Raw genomic sequence first — 16,797 nt, 5'->3', positions numbered from 1 at the left:
CATTCGTGAGGGCAGGAACAAGGCCCGCCGGGGGTCTTCTACTCCCCCCGGCGGGGCCTCGTTCCATCCGACCCGCCCTCATCGGTTTCCGAGTCACCGCGGGCCTCACTACCTGCGACGGGAACTTTAGCGGCGGCTTCCTCCACGCTCTGGAGGCCGTCGCTATTTTCTTGCCCGAGTTGGCTTTCCAGCCGGGCCACCTGATCGCTGAGCTCAGCCAGCCGGTCCATGACCGCGTTGTGCTGGACCAGTTCGAGGTGCTGGTCCTCCGCCCAGCGGCTCTTACCGAACTCCTGCTCCATGGACGTGACGATCACACCGATCACCAGGTTCAGGATGATGAACGCGGTCAGCACCATGTACAGCACGAAGAAGATCCAGCCGTGCGGATGGTGCTCCGCCACCGCCTCCGAGACCTCCGGCCAGTCCTCGGTGGTCATGAGCTGGAACATCGTGAAGAGCGTGGTTCCCAGGTCTCCGAAGAACTCCGGGACGCTCTCCCCGAACATCTGCTGGCTGAGCACAGCGGACGCGTAGACGACGATCAGAAGCAGACCGATGACCGTGCCCATACCGGGAACCGCCTTGAAGAGCGCCCCGATGATCTGGCGCATCTGCGGGACGGCGGTGATCGCCCGCAGGATCCTCAGTACACGGAGGATCCGCAGCACCGCGAAAGGCCCGGTCGCCGGGATCAGCGAGATCACGACCACGATGAAGTCGAACCAGTTCCAGCCGTCCTTCCAGAAGCCGCCGCGCCAGGCATACAGCTTCAGGAGCATCTCGATGACGAACAGGACGATGATGATCCGTTCAGCCGCCTCGAGATACGGCAGGGCGGGCCCCCCGTAGGTCGCCCATCCCAACATGACGGCGTTGAGCAGGATCACGCTGAGCATGGTGTTGGAGAACCCACGGCTCTCGACAAATCTGGTGACCTGATCTCGCCACAAAGCCAGTTTCTCCCTCACGCTCACACCTTGAATTTGGACAAGGCGCGAACAAATATATCGAAGCACTTCCGGACGCCCCGAAGTGCGTCATACTTCGCACTGTTTGCCTGCCACTCCCCTGCTTCAGCAGGCGAGGCCGACCGACCGGCAGGAAGGGCCAGGGGGCGAGCTGAGTGCCTGCGCACACCTCTCCACCAGGGACGGCAACTCTCCCAAAAGGTACGCTGCCGCCCTGGTAGAAGAGTCACAACCGGATAACCGGGAGGGTCCGGACCCTCGTGCGACTTCCCACATGCCAGAGGGGTCCCGGTTTCGGTCCGACCCCATCTGGCGCCACCCAGCCCCAGAAGCAGAGCAGGGCCTTGGTCAGGAGCAAGGATCCGGGCAGCGGATCCCGTACTGAACCCGACGGCCCCGCTGGTATCTTCGCTGCTGGCCTCGGCAGCTGCTGAGCCTCCCCCAGGCAGTGCCCGCGACCGAGTTACGGAAGAGACATGGCGGAGCTGAAGTACTTCACCGGTTCGATGAACTCGGGCAAGAGCACGATGGCCCTCCAGGAGCACCACTCCCGCGGAGGCGAGGGTGTCCTGTACACGAAGCAGGACCGCGCCGGTTCGGGGATCATCTCTTCCCGGCTGGGCCTGACCTCCCCCGCGGTCGAGGTCGGAGACTCGCTGGACCTCTACGACGACATCGCCGACCGCAAGGTCCCGTACGTCATCTGCGACGAAGCCCAGTTCCTGTCGTTCAAACAGGTGGGGCAGTTGGCGGGCGTCGTGGACGGCATGGGCATTGATGTGTACTGCTACGGCATCCTGACTGACTTCCAGGGGGCACTGTTCCCTGGCTCGAAGAGATTGGTCGAGCTAGCAGACAGGATAGAGATCCTGCCGGTCTATGCGCGATGCTGGTGCGGCAACCGCGCTACGCATAACGCCCGCGTGGTTGACGGGGTCATGATCTACGAGGGCGAACAGGTCCACATCGGTGGCAACGAGTCTTACACAACCCTCTGCCGCCACCACTTCATGGCTGGCGTGGCGTAGAGGACTCAACTGGGGCGAAAGATCCTCTAATTATCTTTCCCGGGAATCCACAGATTAAATTCGACATCTGATATTCTGACCAGTTTTTCAGCCTCCCGCCGCATAGAGGGCATCGGAACCAGAGCCCCCTCTTCAAGCGAGTCGCTATTGGCCTTCATCTGGATCTCATAGACCGCACTTCGAGTCTGAGCAAGCAGAACATACCCGCTCACCCCCGGCTCGATTTCGCCGTAAACAAAATTGGATCGTTCAGCAAATCCAGCTTCACCTTGATCCTCAATCCGGACGAAATCCGATCCTAGCTCACCCGAGGCAGCATCAAATTCCTGTGATGCCACATTAACTCGATCCCCACCAGGGGTTTTAATCACGGCCTCATAAGAGTATGTGAGATTCCAGCGCTCAGCCCCACTGTAGTCACTGACCATCAACCATTCGCACGAATCCTTGATTCGACGCTCATCTTCGTTGACAGAATCCGAGTAACTATCTCCAGAGTCTGTGCGCTCCAGCTGAACCTGAGACGCTGATACAAGGTTTCTCGAGCAAAGATCCAAATCTCCGGGCTCGATAGAAGCCTGGGGCTCGCCGATCATCTCGACCGGCCTCTCTTGCTGATCAGCTCCTGGGATACCCGATGAAGCCGTACTTATGAACAAGCTCAGCACACCAACAATTACCCCGAATACACTAAAGGCCGCGAGTGTTCCACATCCGAAGACTGCGAGCGCAGCCTTCCACCCATGTAGACCCTTCTTCGCTGGTTCTTTGCGCTTCGAGTCTGCTTCCTTCGTGTCCACCACGGTTAAGCCTGCGCCTCCAGCTGAGCCTTCACTTCGGGGTGCTCAAGCGGACGGGTGAACCCCACGATGTCCGCACGATTGGGGTCATCGTACTCCCGCACCGCGATCGGTCCACAGTTGGTGCACCAGGCTTCGACCATCAGGCCATCGCCAATAACCATTCCCATATGCCCAGGCCCTGGCGGTTCTCCCGCACGGGTCACATCAAAGAAGACCAGGTCACCGGGCTGCTCCTCACCCAACGGAATCTCAGGACCGAAGCTCCACTGGTCCTGGGAAACACGAGGCACTGTCACCCCGATGCTCTCGTAGGCCTTCATCGTCAGACCGGAACAGTCATAACCATCCGGCCCGGTGCCGCCCCAGATATACGGTTTCCCTCGCTGGTCAAGCGCCCAGTCCACGACCGCCTGAGTCAGCTCATCCGGGGCTCGACCAATTGGCACACCGTCCTCATCCAGCTCACAGAGCACAGCAGTCCGGATGGAGTCCGAGGTGTTGAAGTCACCCTCGGCGTAGCGGTCGGCCCACTCCATCACGTCATCGACGTACCACCAGGCGTGGTTGTAACCGTAGATCGCCCGCCGGACATCATCCTCAAGCCCGTGCGCCAGTAGGTAGTCAGCGGCGGCCGGAATCGCATCAGCCGGATCGTAGACGTTGACGATCCCATCGCCATTGCCATCCACCCCGTAACCTTGGTCCGGGCGCTCATCCACTGGCTGAATCGGCTCACCGCCCCAGCTGTTTCCAGCTGCTGACCCGTCCAGAGAGCCGAACTGCATAGGCCCGGAGGCCCCCCAGTCGTTGTGTCCTTCAGTGATCCCTGGCCCGTCCCAACGGCCATGATGCGACTCCACCTGACCGATGCCCGCGAGGATGTTCCACGGAACCCCGCGATCCTCCCCAGCCTCCTGGTAGAGCTCCAGATAGTTCTCCGGGATGGTGTCCATGGCGTATTCACTGCTGCTCGGCTGTTCAGCATCAGCGTTGGGAGCACAGACCACCCCGGAAGCCAGCCAGGACCCCACCTGAGTGTTGTTCGTGATCGCCGGAATCACCATCAGGGTCAGAAAAACCAGCCCAGCCACTCCTATAGCGGCCAGTACGGCAACTCGGGTCAGGCAGGAACCGCTTCGCTCATCGGGGGCGGGGGTGCGCAGAGCGGAGATCACCTGGTCACTCCTCCCCGAACTGTCCTGCGCTGGCAGGCTGGAAGTCGAAGACAGCCCAGGAACCGCGCTCTCGAATCACCGTGACAGCGAAGTCCCCCAGGTCCTCGTCGAACTCAGCGTCTCCGGTCTCGGTGATGGACTGAGCAGTGACCACAAAGGTGATGGAGTTATTGCCGAAGGTCCGGATCTCCTGGATCTCAGCGCGCCCCTGGGCCACCGCCTCAGCCTCGCTCATCTCCTCCCAGAAGGCCCCGGCACGGTTCGCGTCGGAGAGCACCTCGGCGTACTCATCGGTCGCCAGGGCCTCCATCGAGGAGTAGTAGGTCTCGGGGGAGGCCGAGTAGTCAATGGAGCCGTAGGCCTCCGCGAAAGCCTGTGCCGTGGCCCCCGCCGCCTGGAACTCCGCTTCGGTGAACGGGAACCAGCCGAGGACGTCCAGGTCCTCGGCCTCGGTGGTCGGAATCGGGCTGGGCGGCACGGTGGCCAAACCACCCGGATTTGAAGGTGGTTCGGCCTCACCCTGAGCTGTTCCCGGCTCTCGCGGCAGGCCGGTGGGCTGCTCCTCCTGGTCACCGCTGAACCCGCCGAGGCTGAAGTAGATCCCGAACCCAGCCAGAGCTGCGATCAGGCCGATGACGACCAGTCGCTGGGTGCGTTCGGGGAGAGGGTTGGGCATGGTCTTTGGAGTGCCTTGTCTTCGGTCAGTCGTCGTTCAGCCAGAAAGGAACATCGCGTTTGCGGTCCCGGGTACTGGATGACCCGCTCTCACCCCAGAAGGGGGTGATGGGGGCGTTGTCATTGCGCTTGCCGGAGCCGGTCAGCCAACCGCCCTCACCATCACCGCGCCTGCTGCGGTCGGCGGGGGCCGGACGTGCCGGACGCTGCGGCGCGGGGCGCTCACGCTTCTCCTGCGGGCCTCCCCAGCGCGAACCCCGGTTGCCGAGGTTGCCCTGAGCAGGGGTGTCCTCGCGGCCGCTGAAGATACCGCGCCCGGTACTGGGCTCCGCGCGTTCGGAGCTGGCTGCACGGGAGTTACCCGACCCGCCACTAAACGTGCCGCCGCCCGAACCTGAGCCGGACCCACCGCTTTCGTTTCGGTTCGACCTGTTTCCACCGCCAGTACCGAATACCCCTGCCCAACCGCTGTCTCCAGTTCCGGTGTAACCACCAGCGGGTCGAGGCGGAATGGCTCCACCGCTGCCCCCAGCTCCCCCTGAACTACTACCTGCCAGATCTGGCGCCTCGCCGCTAGCACGCGGCGCTGAAGTAGGCCGCGCGGTACCGGGGCCACCAGTTCGATTGACGTTGAGCGGCGGGGCATTGTCGTTGCCTCGGACACGGCCGTAACCAGCGGTGCCGCGGACCCGAGCGCCATCACCGCGGGTGGCTCCGCTATCCGGTACCTCTTCAGCACCCTCTACTGCGCTGGTAGGCACACCCCCGTTAGTGGGAACCCCTGCCGCTCCTACCGCGATCTGGCCTCCTCGACGGCGCCCCCAGTTCTGCGCCTTCATGTAAGCGACCGGGGGGAGAACCGCCGCGCTCTTGCCAAGGGCCTGGCTCTGAGCCGCATCGCTGATTACACGGGAGGTGAAGGTGTTCGCATTCACCGATGCGAAGAGGTAGACGAAGGTCTTGCGATAAATGAAGAGCGCCAGGGTGAAGAGGGCGAGCAGGATCATCTGCAAGCCCCACCCGAGTGGCGTAGCCATGACCATCCCGTAGCTCATGACCAAAATAGCGATCAGTAGAACCACGAAGATCTGTTTGAGCAGGAACCCAACCATCAACTCGACCCAGCGAAGCAAAACCATTCGCCCGTAACCTGGATGGATTCCAATAAGGAGGAAGACCGGAGAAAGCATGAAGAGCAGCATGAAGCCAATCTTCAGAACGATAAGCGCTACGGACCCAGCCAGAATCAGTCCACCAGCAAAGATCGAAGCGAAAAGAGCTAGAGTCGCAACGCCTATTCGACTTCCCTGGTCATCACCAGAGAAGAGTGGGTAGACACTAGGGTACGATGTCTCAATACTCGAAGAAATTTCTTCATAGGATTCTTGCTTCTCTGCAATCAGGACATTTGCGTCGATATCTCCGTCTACAATTTGTTGCTGCTCGATCCGGCTAATACCCTGAGCTGCAATGAGGTCTTCCGCATGGTGCATTGAGGCATTCTCAGCGATCTCTCCACTGCCGAACTGGCCAGCCACCCAGGGCTGACACACCAGGCTTGACCACAGCATATCCGCATTTCGTCGGACCTGGAAATCTGACTCTGATTCCCAACTGGCACGTTCTGGAGGCTCTGCACCAGCAGGACAGACGCCAGCTCCTCCACCGTATGGAACTTGACCAATCGCGCTAGTCACCAGCTGAGTTCCAGAGTTGACCAGAGAAGAACCCAGCCCCATCACCTGAGCCGGGCTAATCAGGATCCACATACCAAGCGCTGTTGCGGCAACCATCCACACGGACGACTCAAGCGTCAAAGTCATCCTCTTGCGAATGAGCCCATACCAACCAAGCCAGATCGCACCCAGGATTACAATCGTCGGGATCAGAGGGCGCCAAACACCTTCCCTGAGTGCCACTACCACATTTTCAACAGTCTCAGTGAAGCTAGCGAGGAGGCCATCAGATGTGGCAGCCTGATAAACAGTGATGGTCGACTGGTTGATGGTCTTGGACAGATCCCAAGCCGAGTTCGCGATGGTTGCCTGAGCCCCGGAAGCCATCTTGTCAACGCAGGACTCGGTGATCATGTGCCACTGTTGACCAGCCGTTCCGTACTGGCCGTACATGCTGGCATCAGGAGGCATTCCATCAGGAGAACCCTCAATGGCGGAACGGGACTGCGGCGGAACCAGGAGTCCGTCTGAACCGCTCCCAGCAGACTCCGGAAGCGGCGCCGGATTGCCAGGACACAGTGGGTTCGCCTGGGCCCCCGTCAGTGGCAGCAGGATGAAGCCGCTCAGCATCAGGAACGTCATCAGGACTCGTCGCCAACCCCGCCGGTGGACGTGCTGATGCCTCATCTGGTGAGCTCCTGCGTCGTGGGTCGTGCGGGGAATCGATGGCACACACCAGGGCCTCCGACCACGCACGCACGCCACCCCACCATCAAGCGCGCGACCGCACGCGGCCACAAGGCCCCCGCATGTCTTTACCCCATCCTCTATGGTGCGTCATCACCGGGTTGAGGGAAGGCTGCAACGCGAGCGGTTTTCGGGTTGCCCGTACCCATCCACCCGGAACCCGGGGGGCAAATCAGGAGCTTCCCCTTGTTTGTGCAGGTAACAGGCTTGATGGGACGGCCGTAACACCCAAAAACCACAAGGCCACAATTTGCTGTCCACATGCGGACTATGAGGGGCGTCACAGAACTTTTCGTGTTGAAAAGTGGACATATGGCAACCAACTGGACTGGCACTCAGTCCCATCCTCGGCTTCCGTGAGACCCGCAGTCCCTATTGCCGTAGGACCGAAACAGCAGCCCTCCCGGCCCTGGCTCAGGCTCCCCACCCCGCAGTCCGTCCGCCAGAAGCCCGCCCACAGCGGGCCCGCGCAGGCCCGTGCAGACCCCAGCAGGGTTCAGTCATGCGTTATGCGCAACACGAATAGTCCTCTTGGCTCCTGCCCCGGAACATCACGGGAGCCTGAGCCAACCCGAGGCCGCTACCAACGCCACGGCCAACGCCAAGGATCTGGGCGCCCCAGAGCCCCCAGATACCCCGAGCGCAGCCTCTCCCTCCCCAGAGAAGCTCCACGATGCTTCACCTCCGAGGCCCGGGGGGAGGGCCAATACCCCGGGCACAGTGATCCCTCCGCCGCATACCCGCCCACCGCATAGCCGCGCGCCCGCGGTACCGGCTCGTAGGATCACCGAGCCGGTACCGGCGTCAGCGGCATGGAAGAGGCCGGGCCGCGGCGCCCAGCCGGAGCCTCAGAGCCTGAGAGGCAGGGTTCCGCCTCTCACTCGCGAAGGGCCCAGCGGGCACAGCACCTCAGCACCGCAATACCTCAGCGCCACAGAAACTCAGCACCACAGTGCATCAGCACAGCCTCGGTCCGCGAGCGGCCTTAGTCCGCGATCCAGTTGCCGTTGGAGTCGACCCTCCAGTCGGGCGTCTCGTACTCCTGGATGTACAGCTCACCGTCGCTCCCGGAGCCCCGCATGACGCTGACGTCGGCGCCGGCGATGGGCATGATCATGTCCTCCCGGGTGTCGATGTAGGTGAGAGTCACGCCCACGACCTCCTCCGGTTCACGCGGCGCGGGCGAGCAGTCCAGGTGCAGCACCGCGGAGCTGTAGTCCTCCTCGACCTCGACCTGCTCATTCCCCGGCGACTTGTTGGTCAGCAGACTCGACACACGCTCTTCCACGGAATAATCACTGTCAAGGCTCTCCGCGAATTCGACAAGACGGTCCAGGCCGCCCCTCGCGTAGTCGTAGTCGTACTGCACGGCGCACATCGACGGATCCTCGGACTCGATCGCTCTGATGGTGATGGAGTCGAAGATGCGGGTGTCCGCGTAGTCCTCGTGCAGGTCCCCGAGATCACTGGGGACGCTGAACTTGATGCTGGAGGGCGCCCCTTCCAGGCGCTCGGTGAAGTCGAAGTTCTCCGACGAGGAACAGGCCGTCAGGGTGAGCACCGCGGTCATGCCCACAGCGGTGAGGGTGGGGATTCTACTGCTCTTGGCGTTCTTCATTCAGCATCCGCGCTTTCGGTCTTCGGCTTCGGGGGAACCTGCCGCCACTCCCGGCACTGCAGGCGCGGAAAGCTTACCGAAACCCAGTTCCACCAGATTCCATTTGGCCCCCGTCATTCACCATCAGACCGGAAGAGCCTCCCCGGGAACACCAAAAAACATCCCCTGAACTGCGGAAATAAAATCCACCCACAGCCCGCACGCCTGTTGCCGATCCCACTCCACTCCGTTCGATGCCACGGGGATTTCGAGAGCGAATCCGGAATCACATTCATGTTTCATGTTTTCGCCGCCCCTCCCGAAACCACTCGCGGCCTGCCCGACGAACTCCCCCGACACCGCCCCCGGGCAGGGTTAAGCCCCACCGAGGTGGGTCCGGGCGCACGGCTCGCTCTCCTTCGGCTTGACCCTCACGCCGCGTGAGGCTTCACGATGAGGCGCATGAGCGAGAACTACCCCAACTTCCCCGCGTTCAGCGTCAGCCCCGTCCCGCCGCCCGCCGGACCCGACACACCTGCCCCGGAGCAGTTCCGCGGCCTGTACGGCATGCCCATGTTCGTGACCGTGCCGACCGCTGACCTGGCGGCCTCCACCGAATTCTGGGTCGACGGGCTCGGTTTCTTCGACTTCTTCACCGTGCCCGGCCAGGTCGTACACCTGCGGCGCTGGGCCTTCCAGGACGTGCTCCTGGTCCCGGGCGAGCGCCCCGCTGAGGCCGCGCCGATGAGCGTCAGCTTCTCCTGCGTGCTGAACCAGATCGACGGGATCGTGTCCGCCTGCGAAAAGGCGCTTCCCGGCTCCGTCAGCGACCCCCGGCAGATGCCGTGGGGTTCGGTGGAGATCGAGGTCACCACCCCGGAGAACACCCGGGTGATCATGACCGCGGCCCGCCCCTTCGACCCCGAGAGCGCAGCGGCGGACTACCTCAGGGAGAACGACTTCAACCTCCCCGATACGCCCGGCGCCTGACACCCAACACCGGGCACCGAGCACCGAGCACCGGATCAAGCAGAACAGGACGAACAGGAGCGGGGGCGTGCGGCCGAACCGGTCGCACGCCCCCCTTTTCAGTGGGCAGGGTCTGGCGGAGTCCAGGCGGGCTCCTCACCGCCCGCGGAGAACGGATCCGGCCTCCGCCGAGTCACAGGTGCCAGAGGGACGGCGTCCGAGAAACCCCACCCGCCGTACTTCGCTCACCGCCCAGCCCCACCGCCCAGCCCTACCGCTCAGCGCTACCTCACTCGCCCAATCCTTCCGCCTCGACCGCCCCGCCCGACCACCCCCGGAGCCGCCATGTCCACCGCCCGACAGCCCGCGGACCCCACCGGCCCCGACGTTCCCCAGGGCTCCGGCTCCCGCCAGCGGCTGGGCGCGCCCGCCTTCGTGCCGCTCGGGCTACTGGCGCTCTTCCTGCCCGTCCTGATCTCCCTCTTCGCGCTCATGCCGGCGTACTTCGTCGGCTTCATGCTCCAGATTCTTCTCGCCGGAACGGGAAGCTCCGAATCGGCCTTGCCGGTGGTCCTGGTACTCGTCACCGCCCTGGCGGGTCTCGGAGTCCTGGCAGCTCTGGTGGCCTGTCTGCTCAAGCTCGCCCGCTGGCCCCACCCTTTCGGGACCACTCTGCTGCTGCTGGCCGCGCCGCTCCTGGCGCTGGCCCAGGGCCCGGCCCTGGGGCTGTGGTTCAACAACGGCCCCGGGGCTACGGGAGGCGGACCCATAGGTCCTGTCTCGCTGGACCTCTTCTCGACAGGGATGACCGGCCTCGCGGCCTACCTGCTCCTGGCCGCGGTGGTCCTCCCCCTCCTCGCGGTCCAGCTGTGGCGTCAGCGCGAAGCCCGGACGGGTCTCGCCCTGGCGGGTGCGACGCTGGCGCTCGTCCTCCCGCTGACGACCTGGTACACCCTGGCGGACCTGCGGGCCGAAGCCGCGGAGCAGATTCAGTCCTACACGGAGTCGATCGAGGCCTACCCGTATCCCCTCGCCGTCCTCGATTCCCCCGACTGGCGGCCCTGGCACCTCCAGTTCGGCTCCGAGCACCGCTCCTTCACCGTGGTCTACATCAACGAGGGCGACGCGCAACTGAAACTGACGACCCGCCCGGACCACGACTCCGACTGCCCGGAAACCAACGTCCCCGTCTCCCCCGACTGCGAAAGCTTCCGGGTCGAGGTCTCCGGCCTGAACGACGGCCCCTCCGGCTTCGCGTCCTTCGAGACCGATGCGACCGTTCACGGCACCCGCGCCTGGGTGGACCTGACCGAGGTGGCCGCGGAGGGCTACGCACAGGCCTCGGCGGACGAGGGCACCCCCGCCCCGACAGCGCTCCTGGAACCCGCCAACAACCCCCGGGAGAGCTTCCTGCAGGGCAGGACCGCGTTCCCCATCGCCCCGATGGGCGTGCGGGTGGCCGCCGACCACGTACTCCTGCTGAACCCCGAAGACACCGAGGCGGTCCGGGAACTGGCCGCCGACGCCTACCTGGCGACCTGAGCCGCAGAGGTATCGGCGACCGGTCGTCTCAGGGGTGTGCGACCCACCGCACGATCTGCTGTACGCGCCTGCCCGGGGTCCGCGCCGTCCGCTGCCGTCACTCCCACACCGCGGTCCGCGGGTCCACGCCGTGGGCGCGGGCGTTGGCGTCGATAACGTCGCTCAGCCACACCGACAGACCGGGGGCGAGGCCGTCGTAGTGGGCGCGGAACCCCGGGTCGTCCACGTTGGTCCGGCCGAGGATCACCTGCATGGAGTGTGTGCAGTCGAAGTAGACGTCCATCGAGGCCCGGTGCCGTTCGGCCAGGGCGTTCGCCTCCTGGCTTCCGGGTTCGAGACCGGCCCGCAGCGCTTGGACGAGGTCGGTGTCGAGGGCCCGGACCTCCTCCGTGACCAGCTGCCAGTCCTCGGCGGTCTTGGCCGCGGCGCGTTCGGCGAACTGCGCCCACTGCCGGGTGTCGCCCCAGCGCTCCCGGGCCTGTGCGGCCCAGGAGGGCTGCCAGTCCTCGCCGAAGATCGCGACCTGTTCCTCCGCCGACAGCAGGACTCCTTCCTGTCGTGCTTCGGCCATCCGGTCCAGGGCCTGCGCCATCCGCTCCAGCTTGTGGATGCGTTCGCGCAGCCGGTCGCGCTGCTGGAGCAGGGATTCGGTGGCCTCCTCGGCGTCGGCCTCCAGCAGCCGGGCGATCTCCTCCAGCGAGACCCCGAGCTCCCGGTAGACCAGCACGCGGTGGACGCGGGCGATGTCCGCGGCCGTGTAGATCCGGTAACCGGCGGCGCTGCGCTCACTCGGCCCGGCGAGCCCGATCGCGTCCCAGTGGTGCAGCGTGCGGACGGTGACCCCGACGAGGGAGGCCACCACCCCCACGGTCTTGGCCCTGTAGCTCACAGCCCTGTCACCCGCTTCACTGCCGCTCATCATTCGTGCACTGCCGCAACCGCCGTCACCCAGAGTAGGGAACGGAGCTCTCTGGAGAGGCTTCGGAGGGACGGTGACCCCATCGGTCCGCTGATTCTCCACGCTTTCGGGTCCGATCAACAAAGCCTTTCTCAAATGCGCCCACCTGCGCCTGGGGGCAGGGTTTCACGGGTACCGGACCGCTCCGGCGATGGTGAAACGCGGGCTCTGGACTCTGACCGCTATCGGTCGCCTTCCGTTGGCTCCGGTTCCGCTGTCAGTGGGCAGGCCTACAGTTGGACTTCGGTTGAAACCGGTTCATTCAACTTCACTCAACTTCACCTGCTTGTTGGCGAGGAGGCCCGGGCGTTCACGCCCGGGAGGAATCGCCTTACCCGCTCAATCATGAGCGCAGGCGGCGGGTAGCGGGTTTCAGGGGAGTTTTGTTGTTTGGCCCCGCGGGCGGGGACAGTCTCGTTAGTGTGTTCGATCATGAAGGTGGTCGTGCGCGTCAAGCTGTTGCCCTCGCCGGTACAGGCGAGGGTGCTTGAGGCGACCCTGCACACCTGCAACCGGGCGGCGAACCACGCCTCCCAGGTGGCCCAGAACAGCGGGGCCCGGCACAAGTACGCCCTACAACAGAAGGTCTACCACCAGCTGAAAGCCACCTTCGGGCTCTCGGCTCAGCCCGCGGTGCGGGTGATCGCCAAGGTCGCCAATGCCTACACCACCCGAAACGCCAACCTTGAGGCCGGGAACCTGGGCCGCAAGGGTTCACCCAAGCGTAAGCGGGTGGAGACCACCCCGATCACCTTCCACCCCCACGCCGCCCAACCCTTCGACGACCGGTGTGTGTCCTGGCAGATGGACGCCCGCACCGTCTCCATCTGGACCGTCCAGGGACGGTTGAAGAACCTGGGCTTCACCAGCTCCCCGGACCAGCTCAAAATGCTGGCCGAACACCGCCAGGGCGAGAGTGACCTGATCCGCCAGAACGGGGACTGGTTCCTGTCGGCCACCTGCGAAGTACCCGAACAGCCCTTGAATGAAGAGCCGGAGGGGTTCATCGGGGTGGATCTGGGGATCGTGGAGCTCGCCACCACCTCCACCGGACAGCAACACGCCGGACGGCTCTTGAACCGGTACCGGCGCCGCCAGATGCGACTCCGGGCCAAGTTGCAGAAGAAGGGCACCAAGAGCGCCAAACGGGTCCTCAAGCGCCAGCGCCGGCGGGAGTCCCGGCATGCGCGGGATGTGAACCACCGGATTTCGAAGCACATCGTGGAGCAGGCTGAACGCACCGGCCACGGGATCGCCCTGGAAGACCTTCGGGGCATCCGTGGCCGGGTACGGCAAGCCAAACGACAACGTTCCACCCTGCATTCGTGGAGTTTCGCGCAACTGCGCGACTTCATCACCTACAAAGCTCGCAGGGCGGGGGTGCCCCTCGTGGTGGTGGAGGCGGCCTACACCTCCCAGACCTGCTCGGAGTGCGACCACACCAGCAGACGCAACCGGCCCACCCGGGCCAAGTTCGTCTGTCGGGGATGTGGTGTGGTGCTGCACGCCGATGTCAATGCTTCACGCAACATCGCCCACCGTGGCGAGGCCGTGTGGATCGCGGGTCGCCCGTCAACCGGCCCAGCACCCTCTGGACAGGAGTGGTGCTGGACGCGGGAGGTCGGACCCACCCACCAGGTGGGCACCTACCTGCAAGCCCATGGCTCCAGCCACGGGTAGTTGACTCAACGGCGGTTCCCCCTCCCCCCGCCCCAGGGCGGCGGTCGGACCTTTCGCGAAGGACGATCGGTCCGCGCAGGATCCCCGCACCGCCAGATCGGCGGGCTGTTGCTCATCCCCGCCAGGTCCCGCGCCTACTTCGGCCTGGGTTAGCCGCTCTGGCCCGTCGGTCCGACCTCGCGGTCCTATCCGGCCGGTGCTGGTCTGTCAGCCCTGGCCGGACGGGGCCAGGCCGGTGGGCCCGGACTTTCGGTGGTGGTTCGGAGTGGGGCGGTGGTGCGACCGCGGCGGGCCCCCGAGGGCTGTCCGACCCCGTCACCCCCGGCCGGTCAGTCCCAGGAAATCACCTGCACGTCCGGCCTGCCCAGCAGTCCCGACGTACCCTCCTCGGCGAGCTGGCAGAACAGCTCCTCCACCTCGGCGAGAGTGCCCATACGGCCGTGTGAGACACGCCTGGCGGGGTCCGGGGTCTCCATCCACACGGTGCGGTTCTCCTGCCAGACCATCTGCACGCACACACCGTTGAACGCGTGGGCGACCACGAACGCGCCCTCGACCGGGACCACCCTGTACATCAGCGACCGGCACTCCGCCAGGTCCATGGGGATTCCGAGAGCGCTGCTGCCCGCCCCGAGGTGGAAGCCGTCGTCGTAGCAGACGTCGAGGAGTCCGCGCTCGACGGGCCGGGTGTCGCCCTTGAAGGGCAGCGAACCGTCCACCGCCCAGCGGCCGAGGATCTCCTCCAAGTGGCCGAGGGGCAACAGCAGGTCCTCTTCCTCCTTACGGCCCAACCCGTCCAGGCGTTCCGGCTCCATGGTCAGGATCGGTCCGAGCAGGGCGACCGTCCCCAGCACCCGGATCCGGTCGAAGTCGCGTTCCAGGTACAGGGCGTCCCCGGTGATATGGCTGGTCACCTCGACCTGGTACCCCGTGGGCAGCCAGGGCAGGGCGATACGGGAGAACTCCCGGACCGAGGGGTCCAGGAAGCTGTGCTCACCCCACCAGGGCACGTACTGGTCCTCCAGCGCGTTGGTGAGCCGGACCCGGATCCCCGGTTCCCGGTCCGCGCGGGGTCCCGGGTGCGCGGCCAGGCGGCCCCGGCGCCGACAGTGCCACTCCATGTCCACACGCATGCGCGGGACCGACTCGTCCGGCCACACGGCGTCGAGGCCGTGCGCGTGCAGGACCTCGAGGATCTCCGTCGCCGCCGCCTGTGTCCGGTTCCGCTCACGCGCCGCGAAACTGACCCACAGGCCCCCGCCCAGCAGCGCGAGTTCGATGTCGGACTCGAAGAAGTACACGACCGAGCGGGCTCTGGCGTCCCGGCGGTCGGCGTAGCGCCACACGAACTCCTCCCCGCCGTGGTGCTCCAGACAGCCGTCGCAGCAGTCGAACGCCTCGAACAGCGGCGTCCCGATCCCGGCCAGGGCCTGGCCCGCCCGTTCGAGCCGTTCCACGTCGGTCCGGGCGGGCCACCGGCGCTGGGTGCGCAGGTGTTTGGCGAAACTCTGGTCCACGAAGTCGTAGACCTCGGTGGCCCGGGCCCGCAGTTCCTCCGCCTCGCCCCTGTCCGCCTCGCCCTTGCCGGGGGCCGCGCCGTCGGCCGGGGCCTCGTCGAACAGGGACCGGCCGGTATGCGATCGCAGGTGGTCGAGCAGTCGGTCATAGGCTCTTTCCAGCACCTCGGAGAAACCGAGTCGGCCCACGGCGACCATCACGGCCACCCTTTCCCGAAAGTCGTCGAAGGGACTCTCCCCGCTCGACCAGTCATCGCTCATCCGCCCAATCTCTCAGACCGGCCGGACCCGTGTGGCCCGAACCACACAAGCCGCCCCGGCCGGATCCGGCCGGGGCGGACAGGAAGTACTCCTACCGGGCCGAAACCGCGTCTACCCGAAGGGGCGGGGCATCCAGGCGTGATCCTGGCGAAGACCGACCGGGCAGCCACGGAATCCACCGCGGCACCCGGTACCGAAGCGGGACAAAGCCATGGGCCCCTGACAGCACGGGAGCCGCGCCCGACGAGCTGGTGTGACCGGACGCGGTCATCGGTAATCTGGTGCGTCCGGCGGATCGGTGCCAGAGTCGGAGGCGCCGCCCTCCCTTGCCCGAAGGATGCTTCCCGCTGACTCCGTCACCGTTCCTCGATCGAACCCGGTCCGTTCTCGAACAGGCCCTCTCGGCCCGGACGCCGCTGAGCGGGTCCGCCCTGCTGGCCTTCACCATGTTCGCGCTGGTGGCGATGGTGCTGCCCGAAGTGTGGCTGTCCTGGGACCTGCCCAACCCGCAGATCTGGACCGCGGCGTTCCTGCTGCTGTTGCTCCTACACGCCGAACGCCCCGGGATGCCGCGGGGCGCCTGGCTCGAACTGTGGACCGCCGCGGCCGTCCTCGCGGTGATGCACCTGGCCCTGCTGGTCTGGTCCCGGTGGGAGCCGGTCGTCCACATCAGGCCCGACCCGGCGGACATGATCCCCTGGTTGGTCGTGTGGGCCTGTGTACTGGCCATGACGGGGCTGCTCGTCGCGGCCGCGTTCCGGTACCGGGCCGCGACCTGGGCGGTGGCGGCCGTGCTGGCCGCCCTGCTGGCGGCGCGACTGGCCGGGCTCATCAAGCTCCAGGACCTGGAGGCGGTGCTCGGCGTCCTCCTGTGCCTGGGCACCGTTCTGTTGGCCGTGCGGCACCGCGGACGCCCCGAACCCCGGACCGCGCTGCTCCTCGCCCTGTGGCCGGCCGCCCTCCTGTTCGCGGTCTTCCTGGTGATGAACCACCCCGTGGCCTTCCGGTCCTACGGGCTCGTGGTCATGCCCACCACCACGCTGGTCACCTGGGCGTCCCTGGGCCTGCTCACCGCCGCGGTCCTGGTCCGCGCCCGGCAGATCACCCTCGGGGCCGCCGGCGGGACCGGATCCGCGGACCCGGGGATCTCCGGGTCCGCGTCCGGAACCTGAGAAGTCTCCGGGTCCTTCCGGGGCCT

Annotated in this window: 13 protein-coding genes; 5 read left to right on the top strand and 8 right to left on the bottom strand. The window is 65.4% G+C overall.

Going from position 1 to position 16,797, the window contains the following annotated elements:
• Positions 1–38: 38 nt before the first annotated feature.
• Entirely contained in the window at positions 39–953 is a 915-nt protein-coding gene (locus NE857_RS06715; protein WP_254421896.1) for an ion transporter, read from the bottom strand.
• A 494-nt stretch (positions 954–1,447) separates the two neighbouring features.
• On the opposite strand from NE857_RS06715, the gene NE857_RS06710 reads away from it, so the two are divergent.
• Entirely contained in the window at positions 1,448–1,999 is a 552-nt protein-coding gene (locus tag NE857_RS06710) for a thymidine kinase (RefSeq protein WP_017580636.1), read from the top strand.
• Positions 2,000–2,025: 26 nt separating this feature from the next.
• On the opposite strand, the gene NE857_RS06705 is transcribed toward NE857_RS06710, so the two are convergent.
• The 5 genes from NE857_RS06705 to NE857_RS06685 all read right to left on the bottom strand — a co-directional run bounded on the left by NE857_RS06705 (position 2,026) and on the right by NE857_RS06685 (position 8,693).
• Positions 2,026–2,799 (bottom strand): hypothetical protein, encoded by a 774-nt coding sequence (locus tag NE857_RS06705; RefSeq protein WP_254420223.1) that lies wholly within the window; start codon positions 2,797–2,799, stop codon positions 2,026–2,028.
• A gap of 5 nt (positions 2,800–2,804) precedes the next feature.
• Entirely contained in the window at positions 2,805–3,977 is a 1,173-nt protein-coding gene (locus NE857_RS06700; protein ID WP_254420222.1) for a C40 family peptidase, read from the bottom strand.
• Between the two features lie 4 nt (positions 3,978–3,981).
• Entirely contained in the window at positions 3,982–4,653 is a 672-nt protein-coding gene (locus NE857_RS06695) for a hypothetical protein (RefSeq protein ID WP_254420221.1), read from the bottom strand.
• Positions 4,654–4,678: 25 nt separating this feature from the next.
• Positions 4,679–6,970 (bottom strand): TrbL/VirB6 family protein, encoded by a 2,292-nt coding sequence (locus tag NE857_RS06690; RefSeq protein WP_254420220.1) that lies wholly within the window; start codon positions 6,968–6,970, stop codon positions 4,679–4,681.
• Positions 6,971–8,060: 1,090 nt separating this feature from the next.
• Positions 8,061–8,693, bottom strand: coding sequence for a hypothetical protein (locus tag NE857_RS06685; RefSeq protein ID WP_254420219.1), 633 nt, complete (start codon positions 8,691–8,693; stop codon positions 8,061–8,063).
• Positions 8,694–9,134: 441 nt separating this feature from the next.
• Between NE857_RS06685 and NE857_RS06680 the strand changes: the two genes are divergently transcribed.
• On the top strand, positions 9,135–9,662 hold the full coding sequence (locus NE857_RS06680) for a VOC family protein (RefSeq protein WP_254420218.1): 528 nt from the start codon (positions 9,135–9,137) through the stop codon (positions 9,660–9,662).
• A gap of 324 nt (positions 9,663–9,986) precedes the next feature.
• Complete coding sequence (locus NE857_RS06675) at positions 9,987–11,183, top strand: hypothetical protein (protein ID WP_254420217.1); 1,197 nt, start codon at positions 9,987–9,989, stop codon at positions 11,181–11,183.
• A 97-nt stretch (positions 11,184–11,280) separates the two neighbouring features.
• Here NE857_RS06675 and NE857_RS06670 read toward each other — a convergent pair whose 3' ends face one another.
• Positions 11,281–12,072, bottom strand: a complete 792-nt coding sequence (locus NE857_RS06670) for a MerR family transcriptional regulator (protein ID WP_254420216.1) — start codon at positions 12,070–12,072, stop codon at positions 11,281–11,283.
• 501 nt (positions 12,073–12,573) lie between these two features.
• Between NE857_RS06670 and NE857_RS06665 the strand changes: the two genes are divergently transcribed.
• Positions 12,574–13,821, top strand: a complete 1,248-nt coding sequence (locus NE857_RS06665; RefSeq protein WP_254420215.1) for an RNA-guided endonuclease InsQ/TnpB family protein — start codon at positions 12,574–12,576, stop codon at positions 13,819–13,821.
• A gap of 329 nt (positions 13,822–14,150) precedes the next feature.
• On the opposite strand, the gene NE857_RS06660 is transcribed toward NE857_RS06665, so the two are convergent.
• A complete protein-coding gene (locus NE857_RS06660; RefSeq protein ID WP_254420214.1) occupies positions 14,151–15,599 on the bottom strand; it encodes a DUF6891 domain-containing protein in 1,449 nt (482 codons plus the stop codon).
• A gap of 326 nt (positions 15,600–15,925) precedes the next feature.
• Between NE857_RS06660 and NE857_RS06655 the strand changes: the two genes are divergently transcribed.
• Positions 15,926–16,771 carry a hypothetical protein gene (locus tag NE857_RS06655; RefSeq protein WP_254420213.1) on the top strand — a complete coding sequence of 282 codons (846 nt, stop codon included), beginning with the start codon at positions 15,926–15,928 and terminating at the stop codon, positions 16,769–16,771.
• Positions 16,772–16,797 lie beyond the last annotated feature (26 nt).

Source organism: Nocardiopsis exhalans (genome assembly GCF_024134545.1).
In the GTDB taxonomy this organism is placed as follows: domain Bacteria; phylum Actinomycetota; class Actinomycetes; order Streptosporangiales; family Streptosporangiaceae; genus Nocardiopsis; species Nocardiopsis exhalans.
Note: the sequence above shows the minus strand (reverse complement) of the source record. Positions and strands in the feature narration are given on the sequence as shown.